Below are 16,973 nucleotides of genomic sequence, written 5' to 3' on the forward strand. Positions count from 1 at the left end.
CTATCAAAGGGAAATTTTTAATGATCAAATAAACTGCTATGCAAGACTCAATTGAACAGTATATGCAAACTGTAGGGAAGCAAGCACGCCAAGCCGCTAGTGTTTTGGCAGGCGCAACTACACTTGCAAAAAATAATGCCTTATCTGCGATTTATACTGCTTTGGAAAATAGTCAACCGCAAATCTTGGCCGCCAACCAAATTGACATGAGCAAAGGTCGTGACAATCAATTGGATAGTGCTTTACTTGATCGTTTAGAACTCAACCCCACACGCTTTAAAGAAATGTTACAAGGCTTAAAAGATGTCATTGGTCTTGTCGATCCGATTGGTGAAATCACGGATCTTGCTTTCCGCCCAACAGGTATTCAGATTGGTAAAATGCGCGTGCCTTTAGGTGTGGTCGGCATGATTTATGAATCACGCCCAAACGTTACCCTTGAAGCTGCCTCACTTGCGTTAAAATCTGGCAATGCCATCATTTTACGTGGTGGCTCTGAAGCATTGAATTCAAATCAAGCAATTGCTGAAGCCATCCAACATGGTTTAAAAGCAGCAGGCTTACCTGAAACTTGTGTACAAGTGATAAACACCACTGACCGTGCAGCCGTGGGCCAATTAATTACCATGTCTGAATATGTTGATGTGATTGTACCTCGTGGTGGTAAAAGCTTGATTGAACGCATCACCAATGAGGCAACCATCCCAGTGATTAAACACCTCGATGGAAATTGCCATGTTTTTGTTGAAGCTCAAGCTGATCTACATAAAGCACTTCCTATCGCATTAAACTCCAAAACACATCGTTATGGTGTATGTAATGCAATGGAAACTCTCTTGGTTGATGAAAAAATCGCTGAGGAGTTTTTACCACGTATCGCCGAGCTTTATGCAGAAAAAAACGTTGAATTACGTGGTTGTAGAAATGTTCAAAAAATCTTAGGCAACGCTGTAAAACCAGCAAGTGAAGAGGATTGGTATGAAGAATATCTAGGCCCAATCTTAGCAGTGAAAATTGTGACAGGGATTGAGGAAGCCATTCAACATATTAACAAGTATGGTTCACATCATACTGATGCAATCATCACCGAGAACTTTAGCTTAGCGCGTCAATTCTTGACACGCGTAGATTCAAGTTCGGTCATGGTCAATGCTTCGACTCGTTTTGCTGATGGTTTTGAATATGGCTTAGGTGCTGAAATTGGGATTTCTACAGATAAAATTCATGCCCGTGGTCCAGTTGGTCTTGAAGGATTAACCTCTCAAAAATGGATTGTTTTGGGAGATGGTCAGATTCGTCATTAATTCCAAGCATGAATAACTCGACTCAGCATTTATCTTAACAATAAATGCTGAGTTTTTTACTTTTAATACATCGTTAAAATATAACTAAATTAAAATTTTTTATAAAAAACAATTAATTAAATTTTAAAACACCAAAACAACATCATTTTTATAGGACAAGATTATTTACAAGAAACTATATAATGCAGATAGATAAAAACGGCAATGAGTGATAATTTTTAACAATCAATTGATAAATATTAATTATTAATCAATATCAGGTCGATAGTCCAAAAGTCTAATCACCTAAAGTCTATCTAGGACAAAAAAACTACACATGGTACAACATGACTGCCGATCTAATTTGCCCTATATAAACAAGCATAATCAGATCAATCAGGATGACTTTTTTAAATTATAATTTCGGGTATTCAAACGTGTCTACATCAGTATTAGTAATTAACTGCGGATCTTCATCAATCAAATATGCGCTTGTTTCTGAACGTCGTGAAGATCGAATCTTTGGTTTAGCAGAAAACCTAGGTTCTGCTGATGCACGTATTAAAGGAATCACGGCGGGTAATCAGCCTCTTGAACTGTCAATTCCTTATGCAGACCATGAAAAAGCTTTAGAAACTATCTTAGGTCGCTTATCACAATATAAGCCTCAAGCCATTGGACACCGTGTCGTTCACGGGGGTACCTTAACCAAAGCGGAATTATTGACACCTGAAATTGTAGAAAAAATTCGTGAAGCAACACCGCTTGCACCGCTGCATAATCCTGCTCATTTAGTCGGTATTGATGCGACAATGCGCCTATTCCCTGAATTACCACAGGTTGCAGTATTTGATACAGCATTCCATCAAACCATGCCTGCACATGTATATCGTTATGCTTTACCAAAGTTTCTTTATACACAACACAATGTTCGTCGTTATGGTTTCCATGGTACCAGTCATGCGTATGTTTCTGAACGTGGTTCTGAACTTGCGGGTAGCTACAAACATGGCGGTTGGTTAACAGCACACTTAGGCAACGGTAGCTCAACTTGCGCAATCTGGAACGGTCAAAGTGTCGATACATCCATGGGACTTACCCCGCTCGAAGGCGTGGTGATGGGCACACGTAGTGGTGATGTTGATCCTAGCATTCATAGCTTCCTTGCTTCAAACTTAGGTTGGGATATCTATAAAATTGATAAAATGCTAAACAGCGAATCAGGTTTACTAGGCCTATCTGATCTTTCAAATGATATGCGTACCTTGATTGATGCCTCAGAACAAGGCAATGAAGATGCAACTTTAGCGATTGAAGTATTCTGTTATCGTTTAGCCAAATCTCTGGCTGCATTAAGCTGTGGCTTACCACGTATCGATGGTTTGTTCTTTACTGGTGGTATTGGCGAAAACTCTGCCTACATTCGTGAAAAAACTGTTGCTTACTTACCTCACTTCGGTTTCAACCTTAGCAAAGAACAGAATGATGGTTTAAAACGTGGAACAGAAGGTCGAATTGATGCAGGAACAGGCCCTCAAATTTGGGTAATTCCAACCGATGAAGAAGGTCGAATCGCTAAAGAAACGGTTCATGTTGTAGAACACGAGGTACAACAGGCTGCAAAAAAGCCTGAATCTGATATTGCGACAGCTTAAGCTGTCGTAAGTCTTGTACGAGCTTTGCGTGTACATGTTGAAATAGCAGCATACTCAAGATCATTATTTATAATGATCTTAATCAGATTTTTGATATAAAGCTATTTTGTAATCGTTTAAGCTGGCATAAATATATAAACCAGTCTTGTAGATGATTGGAGATATTCATCTTCAATTTATCCATGAATTCACACTATTTACTGATTAAAGAATCGTCTATGAAAACAATTTTATTGGTTCCGACTGGGGAAGGCGTTGGCTTAACGTCGGCGTGTTTAGGTTTGGTCTATGCATTGGAATGCCACGGTGTTAAAGCCGGTTTTTTAAAACCATTTTCACAAGAATTAATCACTGAACCAGATCGCACAACTGCGCTTTACCGTCATATTTCAAAATTAGATACAGTTGAACCAATAGCTTATGTAAAAATCACACAACAGCTCAATGATGGTGAAACAGATGAACTCCTTGAAGAAGCGGTCAGCTTACAACGCCAAATTGCAAAGTCCCATGACATTGTGATTGTAGAGGGCTTAGTACCAACTGCTCGTGATGCTTTTGCCAGTGATTTAAATGCCTCTTTAGCGCAAGCTTTAGATGCCAAAGTCATCTTCGTCAGCAATGCCAATATCGAAAAACCAGAACAAACTGCTGAAAAAGTTGAAGCACAAGTACGTAATTTTGGTGGAGCATCATCATCGCGTAATGCGGGCGTATTGTTTATGCGTACTCGTGGTCTACCTGCTGAATCTGCACAAATTCCAGTAACCATTGATCCAAGTTTACGTTTAGTTGCAGATACTGAAAAATTTAAAACTGAAATTCAAAAAACTTATGCACACATTGGTTCAGCAGCATTCCCAATTATTGGCTTAGTTCCATTCAGTGATACCTTAAGTGTGCCACGTATCTCAGACCTAGCTAAACAAATTCAAGCCACATGGATTAATCAGGGCAAAGCTAACACACGTCGTGTGTTGCACAGTAGCTTAATTGCTTCAAATATTGAACATGAGCTACAAAAATTCGTTGCAGGCGAACTGATTATCAGTGCTTCTGATCGTATTGATGTGCTATTGGCGAGCAGTTTAGCCACCAGTAATGGCATTCCACTCGCAGGTTTAGTTTTAACTGAACATCATGAGCCAAATCCATTGGTTTTAGAATTCTGCCAGTCTGCAATTAAAAATGGTCTACCTATTTTACATACACCACTCAGTACCTTTGAAACAGCACAGCAGCTTGCCAATTTAAGCAATGAAATTCCTGTGGATGATACCGAACGCGCAGATCAAGTGACCCGTTTCGTTTCAAGCCATATTGATCCAGCATGGCTGACCCAGATGTTGAACGGTGACTATAAACCTCGTTTATCCCCTTCCGCATTCCGTCATGAATTGGTACAAAAATCAATTGCTGCAAAAAAACGTATTGTACTGCCCGAAGGCGATGAACCTCGTACTATTCAAGCCGCAGCGATCTGTCAATCACGCGGTATTGCGCAATGTGTATTGTTAGCAAAACCTGAAGCGGTACTTGAAGTCGCCAAAGCACGTAATATCGAACTTCCTGTGGATTTAGAGATTATTGATCCAGATCTGATCCGTGAAAACTACGTGACGCAAATGGTTGAATTACGTAAAGGCAAACTCAACGAATTACAAGCACGTGAGCAACTGCAAGATACTGTGGTCCTTGGTACGATGATGCTGGCACTTGATCAAGTCGATGGACTGGTTTCTGGTGCTGTACATACTACCGCCAATACGGTGCGCCCTGCATTCCAGCTGATCAAAACCGCACCAGAGTACTCATTGGTTTCTTCAATCTTCTTTATGCTGTTGCCAGATGAGGTTTATGTATACGGTGATTGTGCAATCAACCCCGATCCAGATGCTGAGCAATTGGCAGAGATTGCAATTCAATCCGCAGACTCAGCAAAAGCATTTGGTATTGACCCACGTATTGCCATGATTTCTTATTCAACAGGAACCTCAGGTGCAGGTGCAGAAGTCGAAAAAGTAGCTAAAGCCACTGAAATTGCCAAACAACGTCGTCCAGATTTATTGATTGATGGCCCTTTGCAATACGATGCTGCATCCGTTGAAAGTGTTGGCCGTTCTAAAGCCCCTGACTCTCAAGTTGCAGGTCGTGCCAATGTCTTTATCTTCCCTGATCTCAATACGGGCAATACGACTTATAAAGCGGTTCAACGCTCTGCCAATGTCGTCAGTGTTGGTCCAATGCTGCAAGGTTTAAATAAACCTGTAAATGATTTGTCTCGTGGAGCATTGGTGGATGATATTGTGTTTACCATTGCATTGACAGCGATTCAGTCAGAACAACAAACTACACATTAATTCTCTACTAATAATAAAAACCACCCAAATCAATTGGGTGGTTTTTATTATCGACTTACTATAAACGCATGCATCATGCTTTCATCTGACCAAACGATTAGATTGCTATCATGGTAATCAGGCAACCTCTTTTCCGATGAGATTAAAGTTTAGAAGAAATAGTTTAAACGGAATAAATAATTTCGAGGAGTCCCTGGCATTGCATTTGAACGCCAATATTCTTTATCCGTTAAATTATTTACAGCAATCGTCGCGCCCCATTTATCGTCTTTATAACCAATTGCAGCATCTACACGAGTCCAATCTGGCATTTTGATGGTATTTTCATCAGAAGTATAATAATCCCCCATATAGGTTGCACCAACCTCGCCATAAATTTTTTCGGTAGGAAGATAACGTACAAATAAATTGCCTGTATGCTTGGACACATTGCGTAAATTATTATCAACTAATTCAGGTCTTACATCATGTTTAGTAATTTTGGCATCTGTATAACCATAGCCACCTCGAACATAAATATTATTCAGTGCCTGACCAATAAAACTAAACTCTAATCCTTTAGATTCATTTTCACCAATAACAACATAAGGCGAGTTATTATCATCTGGATCTTTACGCGCTCGAATATTATGTTTTTTAATATTGAATACAGATAGTTGGGTGTTTAGCTTAGAATCTAGCCAATCACTTTTGATACCCACTTCATATTGATCAAGATATTGTGGCTCATAATTAAATGCGCTTAGGTCATCAGTTGCATTTATAACATTGACGCCCATATTACCACCAAAGGGTGAAAAACTTCGACTATAAGATGCATATAGACTTTGCTCAGGGACGGGTTGCCATACAAAACCTACATTTGGACTAAATGTCTCGTCTTTAACTTCGCGTGATTGTCGATATGAGGTTGAACTCTCTAATTTATTTGTGGTTTTTGATTCATAGTAATCATATCGCCCGCCTAACATCATTTTAAACTGATCATTGAAGCTAATAAGATCTTGAAGGAAAAGCGCATAATTTGTTCCTTCATTATAATTATGCGAGGTAGTAATATGCCCTGTACCACGGTTACTAAAACGATCACCTGTTAATGGATTAACAAACCCATAAATCAATGAGCCATCCTTGTTTTTACTTGATAGTAAGGGTTCTCTCTGCTCATAAGACCAGTCTGTACCGACTAGAATATTATGTTTAATTGTCCCAGTATTAAACTCACCAGTTATATCCCAAGTATTGGTTGTGGTTTTATTGGTTGTCTGTTGCCAATAATAAATTTGATTGATATAACCTTTATAACACCCTTTATTTGTATTCGTTGGCTTCACGTCAGCAGTACACATAGAGCCTAAATAAAAATGATCAAAATTTTGTTCCGATTCACGATGGCTTAAGCCCCAATGAAATTTCCAATTTGGTGCAAATTCATATTTAACATCTGTACGCATTGTTTGAAGAATATCTTCTACATAATCACCAGGTTGAGCAAACCCCATCTTAATTGAAGTTCCTGCAGGCAAATTATCATAAGCAGGCCCACGATCAGGAACTCGATTTATATTGTCGTAAGTAAATTCCGTTGTCCAAAGTAGCTTTTCATCATCACTACGATAAGTCACACTTGGAGAAATCATTTCCTCATTGGCGCCAATTTCTGAACGGAAACTATTGGTATCTGACTTTTCACCAACCAAACGTACAGCCCAGTTATCATTAAGTACTTTATTAATATCAAGCGTTCCGCCAACATTGTCATAAGAACCCACGTATGCCCCAACTGAGCTTCCCGAGTCAAAATTTGCATATTTGGTGACCATATTGATCACACCACCGCCGCCACTACGGCCATATAATACAGATGCAGGACCTTTTAAAATTTCAATTCGTTCAACATTGGCGGTACTGCGACGTATTTGTCCACTTTCACGCACACCATCACGATAGATATCCCCAGAATCCGCACTAAACCCACGCAGCATAATACCATCACCACGCATATCGTAACTGGTTGAAACGCCTGGTGTGCCTTGTAGCATGACACTCAAATCATTTGCACCATATAGCTTATATTTAGAAACATCAATTGTATCAATCGTTTGCGGTATATCTTTTTTATCTAAACCATTTCTCGTAACATTGGCTTGTTTATAGTCCACATATGTTTTTATTGGGTCACCATCATTCATTGCTTCAATTACAATCGTGGGAAGCGTTGCTGTACTTTTTTTCTGTTCTTCACTGCTATCTGTATTTGCAAATGTTAGAGAGGAAACGAAAAGTCCTCCCGTCGACAGCATCATTAAAGTTAAGCTTTTTTTAACAAAAGGCATGATTACACCGAAAACATAATGAGAATAGTTATCATTATAATACAATTTCTCACCAAAATTTACAATAACATGCTAATTTAACTACAAAATAATCATAGGTAAATAAAATAAACGTGAAAAGTATATTAAAGGAGATAGGCTTTTTTTTCTTATTTAGAAATTTAACTAAAAAATAACTTTAATACTCACAATTAAAATAGATGAGTCTCTTAATTTGAGAATCTTAAAATTTTTAGATATTTTTAATTTATTGCTTAATTTATTTTCATCTAGGTATTTTATATTCGCTTGGCTAACCAAACAGTATGTCCTGTACAATTACGGTCTTCTGCAATCATCGCTATCACTGCAAAATTATACTTTTTAAATAGTTCGTGGTACTCAGCCGATGATAAGCTCGCATGATACAGAGCATCACCAAACATCTCTCCAATCGCCTCCCCTTGGGATGGTCCACTGCTAAACATTAAAGTAGCACCAGCTTTTGTATATTGATTAAAAATTTCAAACATATTTCTCTGATCTTGTGGTGTAAGATGAAAAAACTATCCCAAGCAAGTATTGCATCAAACTTGCGATCTAAATTTACTGTTCGCATATCAGCTAAAATCCAAGTGTGCTCAGGAAAATTCTGTTTCGCCATTTCAATCATCACATCAGAACTATCAACACCTGTCACTGTATTCGCTTGCTCAATCAAATAAGCAGTAATGGGCTTTGCTGAACCACAGCCCAAATCCAGAATATGAGAGTGAGCTGGAATTAAAGTTAAAAAGCGATCCAACCACGCTTTTTCATAAAGAAATTCCCCACGTAAATCAGTCCATGCACGGGCATTTTTTTAAAATTTCAATAATATTTTCCGCAAGATGTGTATAGTTTTCCATATTGTTGTTATTCAGCCCAAGCTTCCGACTTCAAAGAGTATTGAGCTTTTTACCCTGTAAAATCTGAAATTTATTTCAATAAGATTATTCGATTGTCTCCTTTTAAGTTCAATTATTTTAAGGGAGAATTACCCTGTTTTTGTATGAACTTTAGAAGTTTTGGCAATGAATAAGTTTTTGTATTTTTGAATTCTAGATAGTTATCCTAGCGTGGGACGACATGGATGTCGCCGTGGGCGGGGATACAGGACGTACCCCTCACCCATGAGCAAAAACAAAGCACGGCTTTGTTTGCAGCGCAAGGTTTGACATCCCCTACGACAAGTGAGGCATCACCTACGCAAAGGCATTTAAACGTTGAATGTAAGGTGTGGCATTGCAAGCTTTTTTATAATCAAACAATTTATTTTTCCATTCAATTGATGTAATTAACAATACTAATTAAGAGAAATATATTTATGTATCTAAGTTTTTTGACAGGTTGAATATATATAAAGTAGAAAAGTTGACTTGATCAACCAAAATATAAGCTGAGTTTCTCAAATAAAATCATAAAACTTTAGGCTGAAATTAGATCTAAGCCACCACAAAACAAGCAATATCACGTATAATTTAGCCCGCTAGCTAACAGCCCGCTCAAGAGATTTTTGATATGACAACTATTATCAAACAAGATGACTTGATCACATCGGTCAAGGACGCGCTTCAGTTCATTTCGTACTATCATCCACAAGACTTTATCCAAGCGATGAGCCGTGCTTATGATCGTGAAGAGAACCAAGCTGCAAAGGATGCTATTGCACAAATCTTAATTAATTCACGTATGTGTGCAGAAGGTCATCGTCCAATCTGTCAAGATACTGGTATTGTTAACGTATTTGTTGACGTGGGCTTAGATGTTAAATTTGATTTAACCATGAGCTTAGATGATGCAATCAACGAAGGTGTCCGCCAAGGTTACTTAGAAAACTCCAACGTACTCCGCGCTTCAGTTTTAGCAGATCCTGCTTTTGGTCGTAAAAATACTAAAGACAATACACCTGCTGTAATTCACTACAAACTCGTTCCAGGCAATAAAGTCGATATTACTGTTGCAGCGAAAGGTGGTGGTTCAGAGAATAAATCTAAACTGGCAATGCTTAACCCTTCTGATTCGATCGTAGATTGGGTACTTAAAACTGTACCAACGATGGGTGCGGGTTGGTGCCCTCCTGGTATGCTCGGTATTGGTATTGGTGGTACTGCTGAAAAAGCCATGATGCTTGCAAAAGAATCGCTCATGGAAGAAATCAATATGGACGAGTTACTTCGTCGTGGTCCTCAGAACCAAATCGAAGAACTGCGTATTGAAATCTTTGAAAAAGTAAATGCATTGGGTATCGGTGCACAAGGCCTTGGTGGTTTAACCACAGTGCTTGATATCAAGATCAAAGACTACCCTTGTCATGCTGCTGGTAAACCAGTGGGTATGATTCCAAACTGTGCTGCAACACGTCACGCTCATTTCCAGTTAGACGGTTCAGGTATTGCACATATTCAAGCGCCTTTACTTTCTGATTACCCTGAAGTGACTTGGGATACCTCAACATCTAAACGTGTTGACTTAGACAATATCACACAGGATGAAATGAACTCATGGCAACCGGGCGATACTTTATTATTAAACGGTACTATCTATACAGGTCGTGATGCCGCGCATAAACGCATGGTTGATATGTTGAATAAAGGCGAACAGTTACCTGTAGATCTTAAAGGTAAATTCATTTACTACGTAGGACCTGTAGACCCTGTAGGCGATGAAGTGGTAGGCCCTGCTGGCCCAACAACAGCAACTCGTATGGATAAGTTCACACGTCAAGTGCTTGAAGCGACTGGCTTGTTCGGTATGATTGGTAAAGCGGATCGTGGTCCTGCTGCTGTTGAAGCGATCAAAGATAATAAGGCGACTTATTTGATGGCTGTTGGTGGTGCTGCTTATTTAGTATCTAAAGCCATTCGTGAAGCAGAAGTTGTTGCATTTGCTGACTTAGGTATGGAAGCTATTTACAAATTTAAAGTACAAGACATGCCTGTATCTGTTGCAGTTGATGTCAATGGTACTTCTATTCATGCGACTGCACCTAAAATCTGGCAAGCCAAAATTGGTAAAATCCCAGTGGTTGATGCTGTTGCACAATAATCTGATCTAAAGCTTAGATTAAGCTTGAGCATCACTTAAAAAGCACTCTATGATTAGAGTGCTTTTTATTTTGAGTCAGATCATGAACTTTATAAAATATATTTTTTTTCCTGGGTTATTTGTATGCTTGATCTCTATTCAAAGTTTTGCTTCAAACACAGATAGTGACGTCGTTGACCGACTAGCGCAAGGTATTATTATCAATCAGATATGGCGCCTACAATACAATGAAAGTGCAAAAAGGATTTATCAAAATCAAGCAGAAGATTTAATCAAAAACGGATTAAGTACAATAGAACTCACTGATGAAGAAAAACAAATCATCCCTCAAATTGTAGAAATTTATCAGGCAATACCAGAAAATATTCTCCGAGATCCACAATTTATCGCTCAAACCAAACAAATTCTTTTAGAATCGTTAAGTTCTCAAGAAATTGAAATGCTCTATCAGCGTGATAAAAGGTTGAGCCAAGAGCTGTACACAAAACTTGCCAATATTGACACAGAAATATTCATAGAAAGCAATGCTGCTATTCATAAGGCAGTCAATGACCCTCAATTTATCCAACAATATCGCAATAAAATTGGAGAAATTATTCAGCAACTGCATCATTTAGATGAAAATAAATAAAGGAAAACCTATGAAAATTAAGCAGTTCGTTTTAACTTTAAGTTTATGCTGCATCACAGTGTCAAGTTTTGCATCTCCAGCAACAGATAAAAGTGTCGACAAGTTGATGCAACTTTCCAATATCTCAGAGATTTTCAAACAAAGTACCCGCGATATGCAACCTTACTTTGACGATCAAGCAGAAGCACTTGTCCGCCAAGTGACGGGTGCTCAAACATTGAATATCGATCAACAAAATGCAGCACTACAAATTAGTGCGCTGTATAGTGATCTTCAACAACAGCTGGTAACTGACCCCGAATATCTCAACATGTTTAAATCATTATTTAAAAAGACCTTTACAGAAGAAGAAGTTCAAGCCAATATCGCTTTTTTAAGTACACCGATTGGACAATCTATCAATAAAAAGATGAACACCCTGATGACAGAAGTCATGCAAGAAACCACAACGTTTTCTCAAGAAAAAATGATGAAAGTAGAAAATCAAAAAGCATTGAAGGAAAAAATGGAAACGATTTTAAAGCCAATTCTTCAGGTTGATTAAGCTTTCACTCAATCATTTTATGATGTTAATTACAGCAGGATCCTATAGGTATTTTATGAAATTATTCCAACACTTACTACTTGCAAGCGCATGTATCACCACAAATTTTGCTTTTGCAGCGCCCGCTTCAGATCAACAAGTTCAACAATTATTGAAAGTCATGAATATTGATGAACTGCTGCAAGAAACATTACAACAGATCCGTCCTCAGCTAGATCAACAGGCTTATCAAATCATTCAAATGACGGTCAAAAAAGATCAGCTCAATCCACAAGAACAAATTGTCGCCAATGAACTTGCTGACAAAATGTATGAGCAAAGTAAAAAAACTGTTGCTTGGGATCAAATCAAACCCGTTTATCTTAAGATTTATAAAGACATATACAGTGCTGAAGAAGTTCAAGCTCAAATTGATTTTTATTCAAGTGCTATTGGACAGTCAATTTTGAAAAAAACACCTCAAGTTGCTCAAGAAACCATGAAAGTCATGAACAGCCAACTGATTAAAAGTGTACAAAATGCATCTGAAGATTTTAAAGAAGTAACTAAAAAATTAGATGCTTTAAAAAAGTCTGCAAATACTCAATAAAACAAATAAGAAAAGAGAGCTTCGCTCTCTTTTCTATATCAAGCAGCATCTAGCGATAGATTACCAAGTCATTGGATTCCAAAGTTTAAACTGCTGCCCCAAATGTACGTCATCACTCACTTTGTATGGCTCACCTTTGATTTTTTCTTTAGGTTTGATCAATCGTCCATCCGCAGTCATTTCTGCGACAAAATTAAGACCAGGTGTCTTCAATTGAGTCATTGAAATTTCTTTTAGTCCTTGTCGGGTAGGCATTTGCATTAAAGGCCCTACACGCAATAACCCAGCTTCACCATTTGGCCCACCGCGAAACTTTTCTTCTTCATATTTGACAAAATACTGCCCGCCAGCTTCCACTGAGAAGTAAGCAACTTTGGGTTTCTGGAAATGAAAAACAGTTAATGGACGACTGAGACTTAACTTATAATCCCCCTCAGCCAGTTCAATCCAGTAGTAATGATTACTGATCAAGCTTGGAATTTTCTTACCATTCAGAAAAAAATTGTTTGGAATAATTTCTTGTCTATTCCAACGACTATCAGGTCGATAAAAATACACAATTGCAGCTTGAGGATTCTGAGGTTTAACCAGCTTAAAATATTGCCCCGGTTTTTGATTGACCCAAGACCCTGTAGAAAATGATGCAACTTTATATTGTTCCAGCTTTTCATGAACCAACGAATCTTCTTTTTTGAAATCGATTGGCTCTAAAGTTGAGACAACTTTTGCTGGTTGCTGTTCAACAGATTGATGACTTTGACAAGCTGCCAACCCACAACTGATCAAAACGACTAGACCGATGTAACGCATGATTTTCCCTCACCGCGTATTTTTTATTTTCGTTTTTAATAAACCCTATTGTCTACAGCCAGCTTAACATTTCAATGACCATTTAAAAATAAAAAACGTGCAAATAGTCAAGCTAGTTGCACGTTTCAGATGAATTGCACTGAGGATGAATCGGAACCCAGCTTTTAAGCTGACTTTGTATCAAGCACCTTCAAGTCTACTTTTTCAACTTCAGTATTTTCATGCTTGGGTTGACGTTCAGGCTTAAACTCTGGCTCAGCTTTATCGTTGATAACAGCTTCATTGATAATCACAGTACCAACGTCTGAACGGCGTGGTAAGTCATACATCGTTTCAAGCAATACATTTTCCAAAATAGAACGCAGACCACGCGCACCTGTATTACGTTCTAACGCCTTTTTCGCGATCGCACGTAAAGCAGAATCTTCAAAAAGAAGGTCTACATTTTCCATCTCAAAGAGATATTGATACTGACGCGTTAATGCATTTTTTGGTTCAGTTAAAATCTGCATCAAGGCGTCTTGATCAAGTTCTTCAAGTGTCGCAATCACAGGTAAACGACCAATAAACTCAGGAATTAAACCAAATTTCACCAAATCTGCTGCTTCAACTTGACGGAATAATTCAGATACTTTCTTACTATCGTCTTTATTCTTTACATCTGCTGTGAAACCAATGCCACCTTTTTCTTGACGTTGTTGCACAACTTTTTCAAGACCAGAGAATGCACCACCGCAGATAAACAAGATATTTGCAGTATCGACTTGAATAAACTCTTGCTGTGGATGTTTACGTCCACCTTGAGGCGGAATTGACGCAACCGTACCTTCAATCATTTTCAACAATGCTTGTTGCACGCCCTCGCCAGACACATCACGTGTAATCGAAGGGTTTTCAGATTTACGGGTAATCTTGTCAATTTCATCAATGTAGATAATACCCTTTTGTGCTTTTTCTACATCGTAATCCGCTTTTTGCAAAAGTTTCTGAATAATGTTTTCAACATCTTCACCAACATAACCAGCTTCGGTCAAAGTTGTTGCATCAGCCATTGCAAAAGGTACATCAAGCAAACGTGCAAGTGTTTGTGCTAGCAATGTTTTACCTGAACCTGTCGGTCCAATCAGCAAAATATTACTTTTAGCAATTTCAACTGCATCTTTAGGCTTATGCCCTGTCTGAGATACTTTTAAACGTTTGTAATGGTTATACACTGCAACTGAAAGTGTTTTCTTTGCTGTGTCTTGACCAATTACATACTGGTCCAAAGCCGCACGAATTTCATGTGGTTTTGGCAATGGACGTGTTGCCCAATCGCCTGTTTCCACCTGTTGACTCGTTTGCACTAAGTCTAAGCACACATCCACGCATTCATTACAAATATATGCGTCCTCGCCTGCAATCAGCTTACCGACTTCAGACTGCGTTTTACCGCAAAATGAACAATGCTTTTGTCCTTGAGGAAGATCGGACATTTTCACTCCAAATTCTTAAATCTTATCTATAAATGTTTAGTCTTGAGGTCGTTTACTTAATACCTGATCCACTAAACCATATTCTTTTGCTTGCTGTGCAGTCATAAAATTATCACGATCTGTATCTTTAGCGACAGTTTCGTAATCTTGACCACTATGTTCAGCCATTAAACGATTTAAACGTTCTTTGATGAATAAAATTTCACGTGCATGAATTTCAATATCCGATGCTTGACCACGGAAACCACCCAATGGTTGGTGAATCATCACACGCGCATTTTCCAAGCAATAACGCTTACCTTTTGCACCAGCATTTAATAAGAAAGCCCCCATAGATGCAGCTTGCCCCATACAATAGGTCACTACATCAGGCTTAATAAATTGCATCGTATCGTAAATTGCCATACCCGCAGTCACTGAACCACCAGGTGAATTGATATATAAATGGATATCTTTATCTGGATTTTCAGCTTCTAAAAACAGCATTTGCGCGACAATAAGATTCGCCATGTTGTCTTCAACTTCACCAGTTAAAAAAATCACACGTTCACGTAAAAGACGTGAAAAAATATCGAAAGAACGCTCACCACGTGAAGATTGTTCTACGACTACTGGCACCAAAGCGCTTTCAATTGATGGAACATACATACGTTATTTATTCCTGAATTCTTGTTACTTCACTCATGTTCACAATATGAGGGATAATTGCTGAAAATGCAAAATATTCCCAACTTAATATCAGATATTTTTTGCATAAGTATTGTGAATGGAATGATTAAACCCATGTTTAAGCTCATAAAAAAAGGCGCCAAAGCGCCTTTTTTAGATCAAACAACTTAGCCTTGTTGGCGCGCTTGTTGCTCTTTTAACAAATCTTGATAGCTAACAACTTCATCAGTTACTTTAGCAGCAGCTAAGATATGATCAACAACTTGATCTTCTAACACTACGCCTTCGATTTGAGCACGTTGTTGCTTATCAGTTTTGAAATATTCGATCACTTCAGTCGGATCTTCATAAGAAGAAGCCATATCTTCGATATAAGCATCAACACGTGATTGGTCTACTTCAAGTTTAGCATCAGCCAATACTTTGCTTACCAATACACCAAGTTTAACTGCTTTTTCAGCTTGTTCTTTGAACAATTCATCAGGAAGCATGCTGCTGTCAAATGCTTTAGCACCTTGAGCACCAAACTGCTGAGTAAATTGTTGAATCATTTGTTGACGTTGACGATCAATTTCTTGAGCCAACATAGATTCAGGAACTTCTACGTCATTTGCAGCAACAAGTGCATCAAAAGTTGCACCTTTTACTTGGTTACGTAGGCCATTTTTTACTTCACGTTCCATGTTTTTGCGAACGTCAGCTTTTAATTTCTCTACGCCTTCTTCTTCAGTTAAACCGAAGATTTTAAGGAATTCAGCATCAATTTCAGGAAGTTTTTGTTTTTCAACAAGTTTAACTGTGATTTTGAATTGAGCCGCTTTACCTGCTAAGTTTTCAGCTTGGTAATCTTCAGGGAAAGTTACATCAATCACTTTCTCTTCGCCTTTCTTCATACCAACGATACCGTCTTCGAAGCCAGGGATCATACGACCAGAACCTAAAACAAGTTTAAAGTCTTCAGCAGCACCGCCTTCAAACTTCTCACCATCAACAGTACCTTCAAAATCGAAAGTTACTTGCATGTCTTTTTTAGCCATGCCTTTAGTTTCAGTCCATTCAGCGCGTTGCTTTTGAAGGTTTTCAAGCATTGCATCAACGTCTTTATCTGTTACTTCAGATGATTTACGTGATACTTCAAGACCTTCAAATTTAGCTTCAACTTCAGGATAAACTTCAACTGTAGCTTGATAAACTAAAGCATCATCTTTGTTTTCAACTTTGTCGATGTTTGGCATACCAACAGCGTTGATTTTTTCTTGTTGAATTGCTTCAAATACTGTGTCACGAATGATGTCGTTTACAACTTCTTGGTAAATACCAGCGCCGTATTCACGACGTACAACGTTTACTGGCACTTTACCTTGACGGAAGCCGTTGATCTTCACAGTTTTGGCAGTGCGTTTCAAGCGAGCTTCAAACTGCTCGTTAATACGGCTCGTCGGTACAGATACATTTAAACGACGGGCAACGCCCGAAACCGCTTCAGAAGTTACTTGCATGGCTTCCTCGATAGAATTTAATAATTACAGTTTTTCAAAAAGTGCCACATTATATG

The 16,973-nt window shown here is 38.4% G+C and carries 12 protein-coding genes and 1 pseudogene; 7 read left to right on the top strand and 6 right to left on the bottom strand.

What is annotated here, in order from left to right; all coding sequences use genetic code 11:
- Nucleotides 1-38: 38 nt before the first annotated feature.
- The 3 genes from ACG916_RS15560 (at nucleotide 39) to pta (ending at nucleotide 5,298) form a co-directional block, all read left to right on the top strand.
- Nucleotides 39-1,304 carry a glutamate-5-semialdehyde dehydrogenase gene (locus tag ACG916_RS15560; protein WP_419328742.1) on the top strand — a complete coding sequence of 422 codons (1,266 nt, stop codon included), beginning with the start codon at nucleotides 39-41 and terminating at the stop codon, nucleotides 1,302-1,304.
- A gap of 416 nt (nucleotides 1,305-1,720) precedes the next feature.
- Nucleotides 1,721-2,938, top strand: coding sequence for an acetate/propionate family kinase (locus ACG916_RS15565; RefSeq protein ID WP_419328740.1), 1,218 nt, complete (start codon nucleotides 1,721-1,723; stop codon nucleotides 2,936-2,938).
- A 218-nt stretch (nucleotides 2,939-3,156) separates the two neighbouring features.
- The gene (gene pta, locus ACG916_RS15570; RefSeq protein ID WP_336954569.1) at nucleotides 3,157-5,298 is read left to right on the top strand and encodes a phosphate acetyltransferase; all 2,142 of its coding nucleotides are present in this window, start codon (nucleotides 3,157-3,159) and stop codon (nucleotides 5,296-5,298) included.
- Between the two features lie 149 nt (nucleotides 5,299-5,447).
- Here pta and ACG916_RS15575 read toward each other — a convergent pair whose 3' ends face one another.
- Complete coding sequence (locus ACG916_RS15575) at nucleotides 5,448-7,634, bottom strand: TonB-dependent receptor (RefSeq protein ID WP_419328738.1); 2,187 nt, start codon at nucleotides 7,632-7,634, stop codon at nucleotides 5,448-5,450.
- A gap of 278 nt (nucleotides 7,635-7,912) precedes the next feature.
- Nucleotides 7,913-8,521, bottom strand: a pseudogene (locus ACG916_RS15580) (class I SAM-dependent methyltransferase).
- 652 nt (nucleotides 8,522-9,173) lie between these two features.
- On the opposite strand from ACG916_RS15580, the gene ACG916_RS15585 reads away from it, so the two are divergent.
- From ACG916_RS15585 to ACG916_RS15600, 4 genes are all read left to right on the top strand, one after another.
- Nucleotides 9,174-10,700, top strand: a complete 1,527-nt coding sequence (locus ACG916_RS15585) for a fumarate hydratase (protein ID WP_336954567.1) — start codon at nucleotides 9,174-9,176, stop codon at nucleotides 10,698-10,700.
- A gap of 82 nt (nucleotides 10,701-10,782) precedes the next feature.
- Complete coding sequence (locus ACG916_RS15590; protein ID WP_336954566.1) at nucleotides 10,783-11,331, top strand: hypothetical protein; 549 nt, start codon at nucleotides 10,783-10,785, stop codon at nucleotides 11,329-11,331.
- A 10-nt stretch (nucleotides 11,332-11,341) separates the two neighbouring features.
- The gene (locus tag ACG916_RS15595) at nucleotides 11,342-11,875 is read left to right on the top strand and encodes a DUF2059 domain-containing protein (RefSeq protein WP_336954565.1); all 534 of its coding nucleotides are present in this window, start codon (nucleotides 11,342-11,344) and stop codon (nucleotides 11,873-11,875) included.
- A 55-nt stretch (nucleotides 11,876-11,930) separates the two neighbouring features.
- On the top strand, nucleotides 11,931-12,464 hold the full coding sequence (locus ACG916_RS15600; RefSeq protein WP_419328736.1) for a DUF2059 domain-containing protein: 534 nt from the start codon (nucleotides 11,931-11,933) through the stop codon (nucleotides 12,462-12,464).
- A gap of 60 nt (nucleotides 12,465-12,524) precedes the next feature.
- Here the strand turns inward: ACG916_RS15600 and ACG916_RS15605 are convergent, their stop codons facing one another.
- The 4 genes from ACG916_RS15605 to tig form a co-directional block, all read right to left on the bottom strand.
- Nucleotides 12,525-13,274: a DUF2846 domain-containing protein gene (locus ACG916_RS15605; protein WP_336954563.1), complete on the bottom strand. Its 750-nt coding sequence runs from the start codon at nucleotides 13,272-13,274 to the stop codon at nucleotides 12,525-12,527.
- A 164-nt stretch (nucleotides 13,275-13,438) separates the two neighbouring features.
- A complete protein-coding gene (gene clpX, locus ACG916_RS15610; protein WP_419328735.1) occupies nucleotides 13,439-14,749 on the bottom strand; it encodes an ATP-dependent Clp protease ATP-binding subunit ClpX in 1,311 nt (436 codons plus the stop codon).
- Between the two features lie 36 nt (nucleotides 14,750-14,785).
- Nucleotides 14,786-15,397: an ATP-dependent Clp endopeptidase proteolytic subunit ClpP gene (gene clpP, locus ACG916_RS15615; protein WP_004726532.1), complete on the bottom strand. Its 612-nt coding sequence runs from the start codon at nucleotides 15,395-15,397 to the stop codon at nucleotides 14,786-14,788.
- A 188-nt stretch (nucleotides 15,398-15,585) separates the two neighbouring features.
- Nucleotides 15,586-16,917 carry a trigger factor gene (gene tig, locus ACG916_RS15620; protein WP_004726530.1) on the bottom strand — a complete coding sequence of 444 codons (1,332 nt, stop codon included), beginning with the start codon at nucleotides 16,915-16,917 and terminating at the stop codon, nucleotides 15,586-15,588.
- Between the last annotated feature and the right edge of the window lie 56 nt (nucleotides 16,918-16,973).

This window comes from Acinetobacter legionensis (assembly GCF_048552295.1).
Taxonomy (GTDB): Bacteria; Pseudomonadota; Gammaproteobacteria; order Pseudomonadales; family Moraxellaceae; genus Acinetobacter.

Coding starts and splice junctions, on each gene's coding strand:
- ACG916_RS15560 (WP_419328742.1), top strand. CDS start 39: ATGCAAGACTCAATTGAACAGTATATGCAAACTGTAGGGAAGCAAGCA.
- ACG916_RS15605 (WP_336954563.1), bottom strand. CDS start 13,274: ATGCGTTACATCGGTCTAGTCGTTTTGATCAGTTGTGGGTTGGCAGCT.
- tig (WP_004726530.1), bottom strand. CDS start 16,917: ATGCAAGTAACTTCTGAAGCGGTTTCGGGCGTTGCCCGTCGTTTAAAT.
- ACG916_RS15590 (WP_336954566.1), top strand. CDS start 10,783: ATGAACTTTATAAAATATATTTTTTTTCCTGGGTTATTTGTATGCTTG.
- ACG916_RS15585 (WP_336954567.1), top strand. CDS start 9,174: ATGACAACTATTATCAAACAAGATGACTTGATCACATCGGTCAAGGAC.
- clpP (WP_004726532.1), bottom strand. CDS start 15,397: ATGTATGTTCCATCAATTGAAAGCGCTTTGGTGCCAGTAGTCGTAGAA.
- clpX (WP_419328735.1), bottom strand. CDS start 14,749: ATGTCCGATCTTCCTCAAGGACAAAAGCATTGTTCATTTTGCGGTAAA.
- ACG916_RS15595 (WP_336954565.1), top strand. CDS start 11,342: ATGAAAATTAAGCAGTTCGTTTTAACTTTAAGTTTATGCTGCATCACA.
- pta (WP_336954569.1), top strand. CDS start 3,157: ATGAAAACAATTTTATTGGTTCCGACTGGGGAAGGCGTTGGCTTAACG.
- ACG916_RS15600 (WP_419328736.1), top strand. CDS start 11,931: ATGAAATTATTCCAACACTTACTACTTGCAAGCGCATGTATCACCACA.
- ACG916_RS15575 (WP_419328738.1), bottom strand. CDS start 7,634: ATGCCTTTTGTTAAAAAAAGCTTAACTTTAATGATGCTGTCGACGGGA.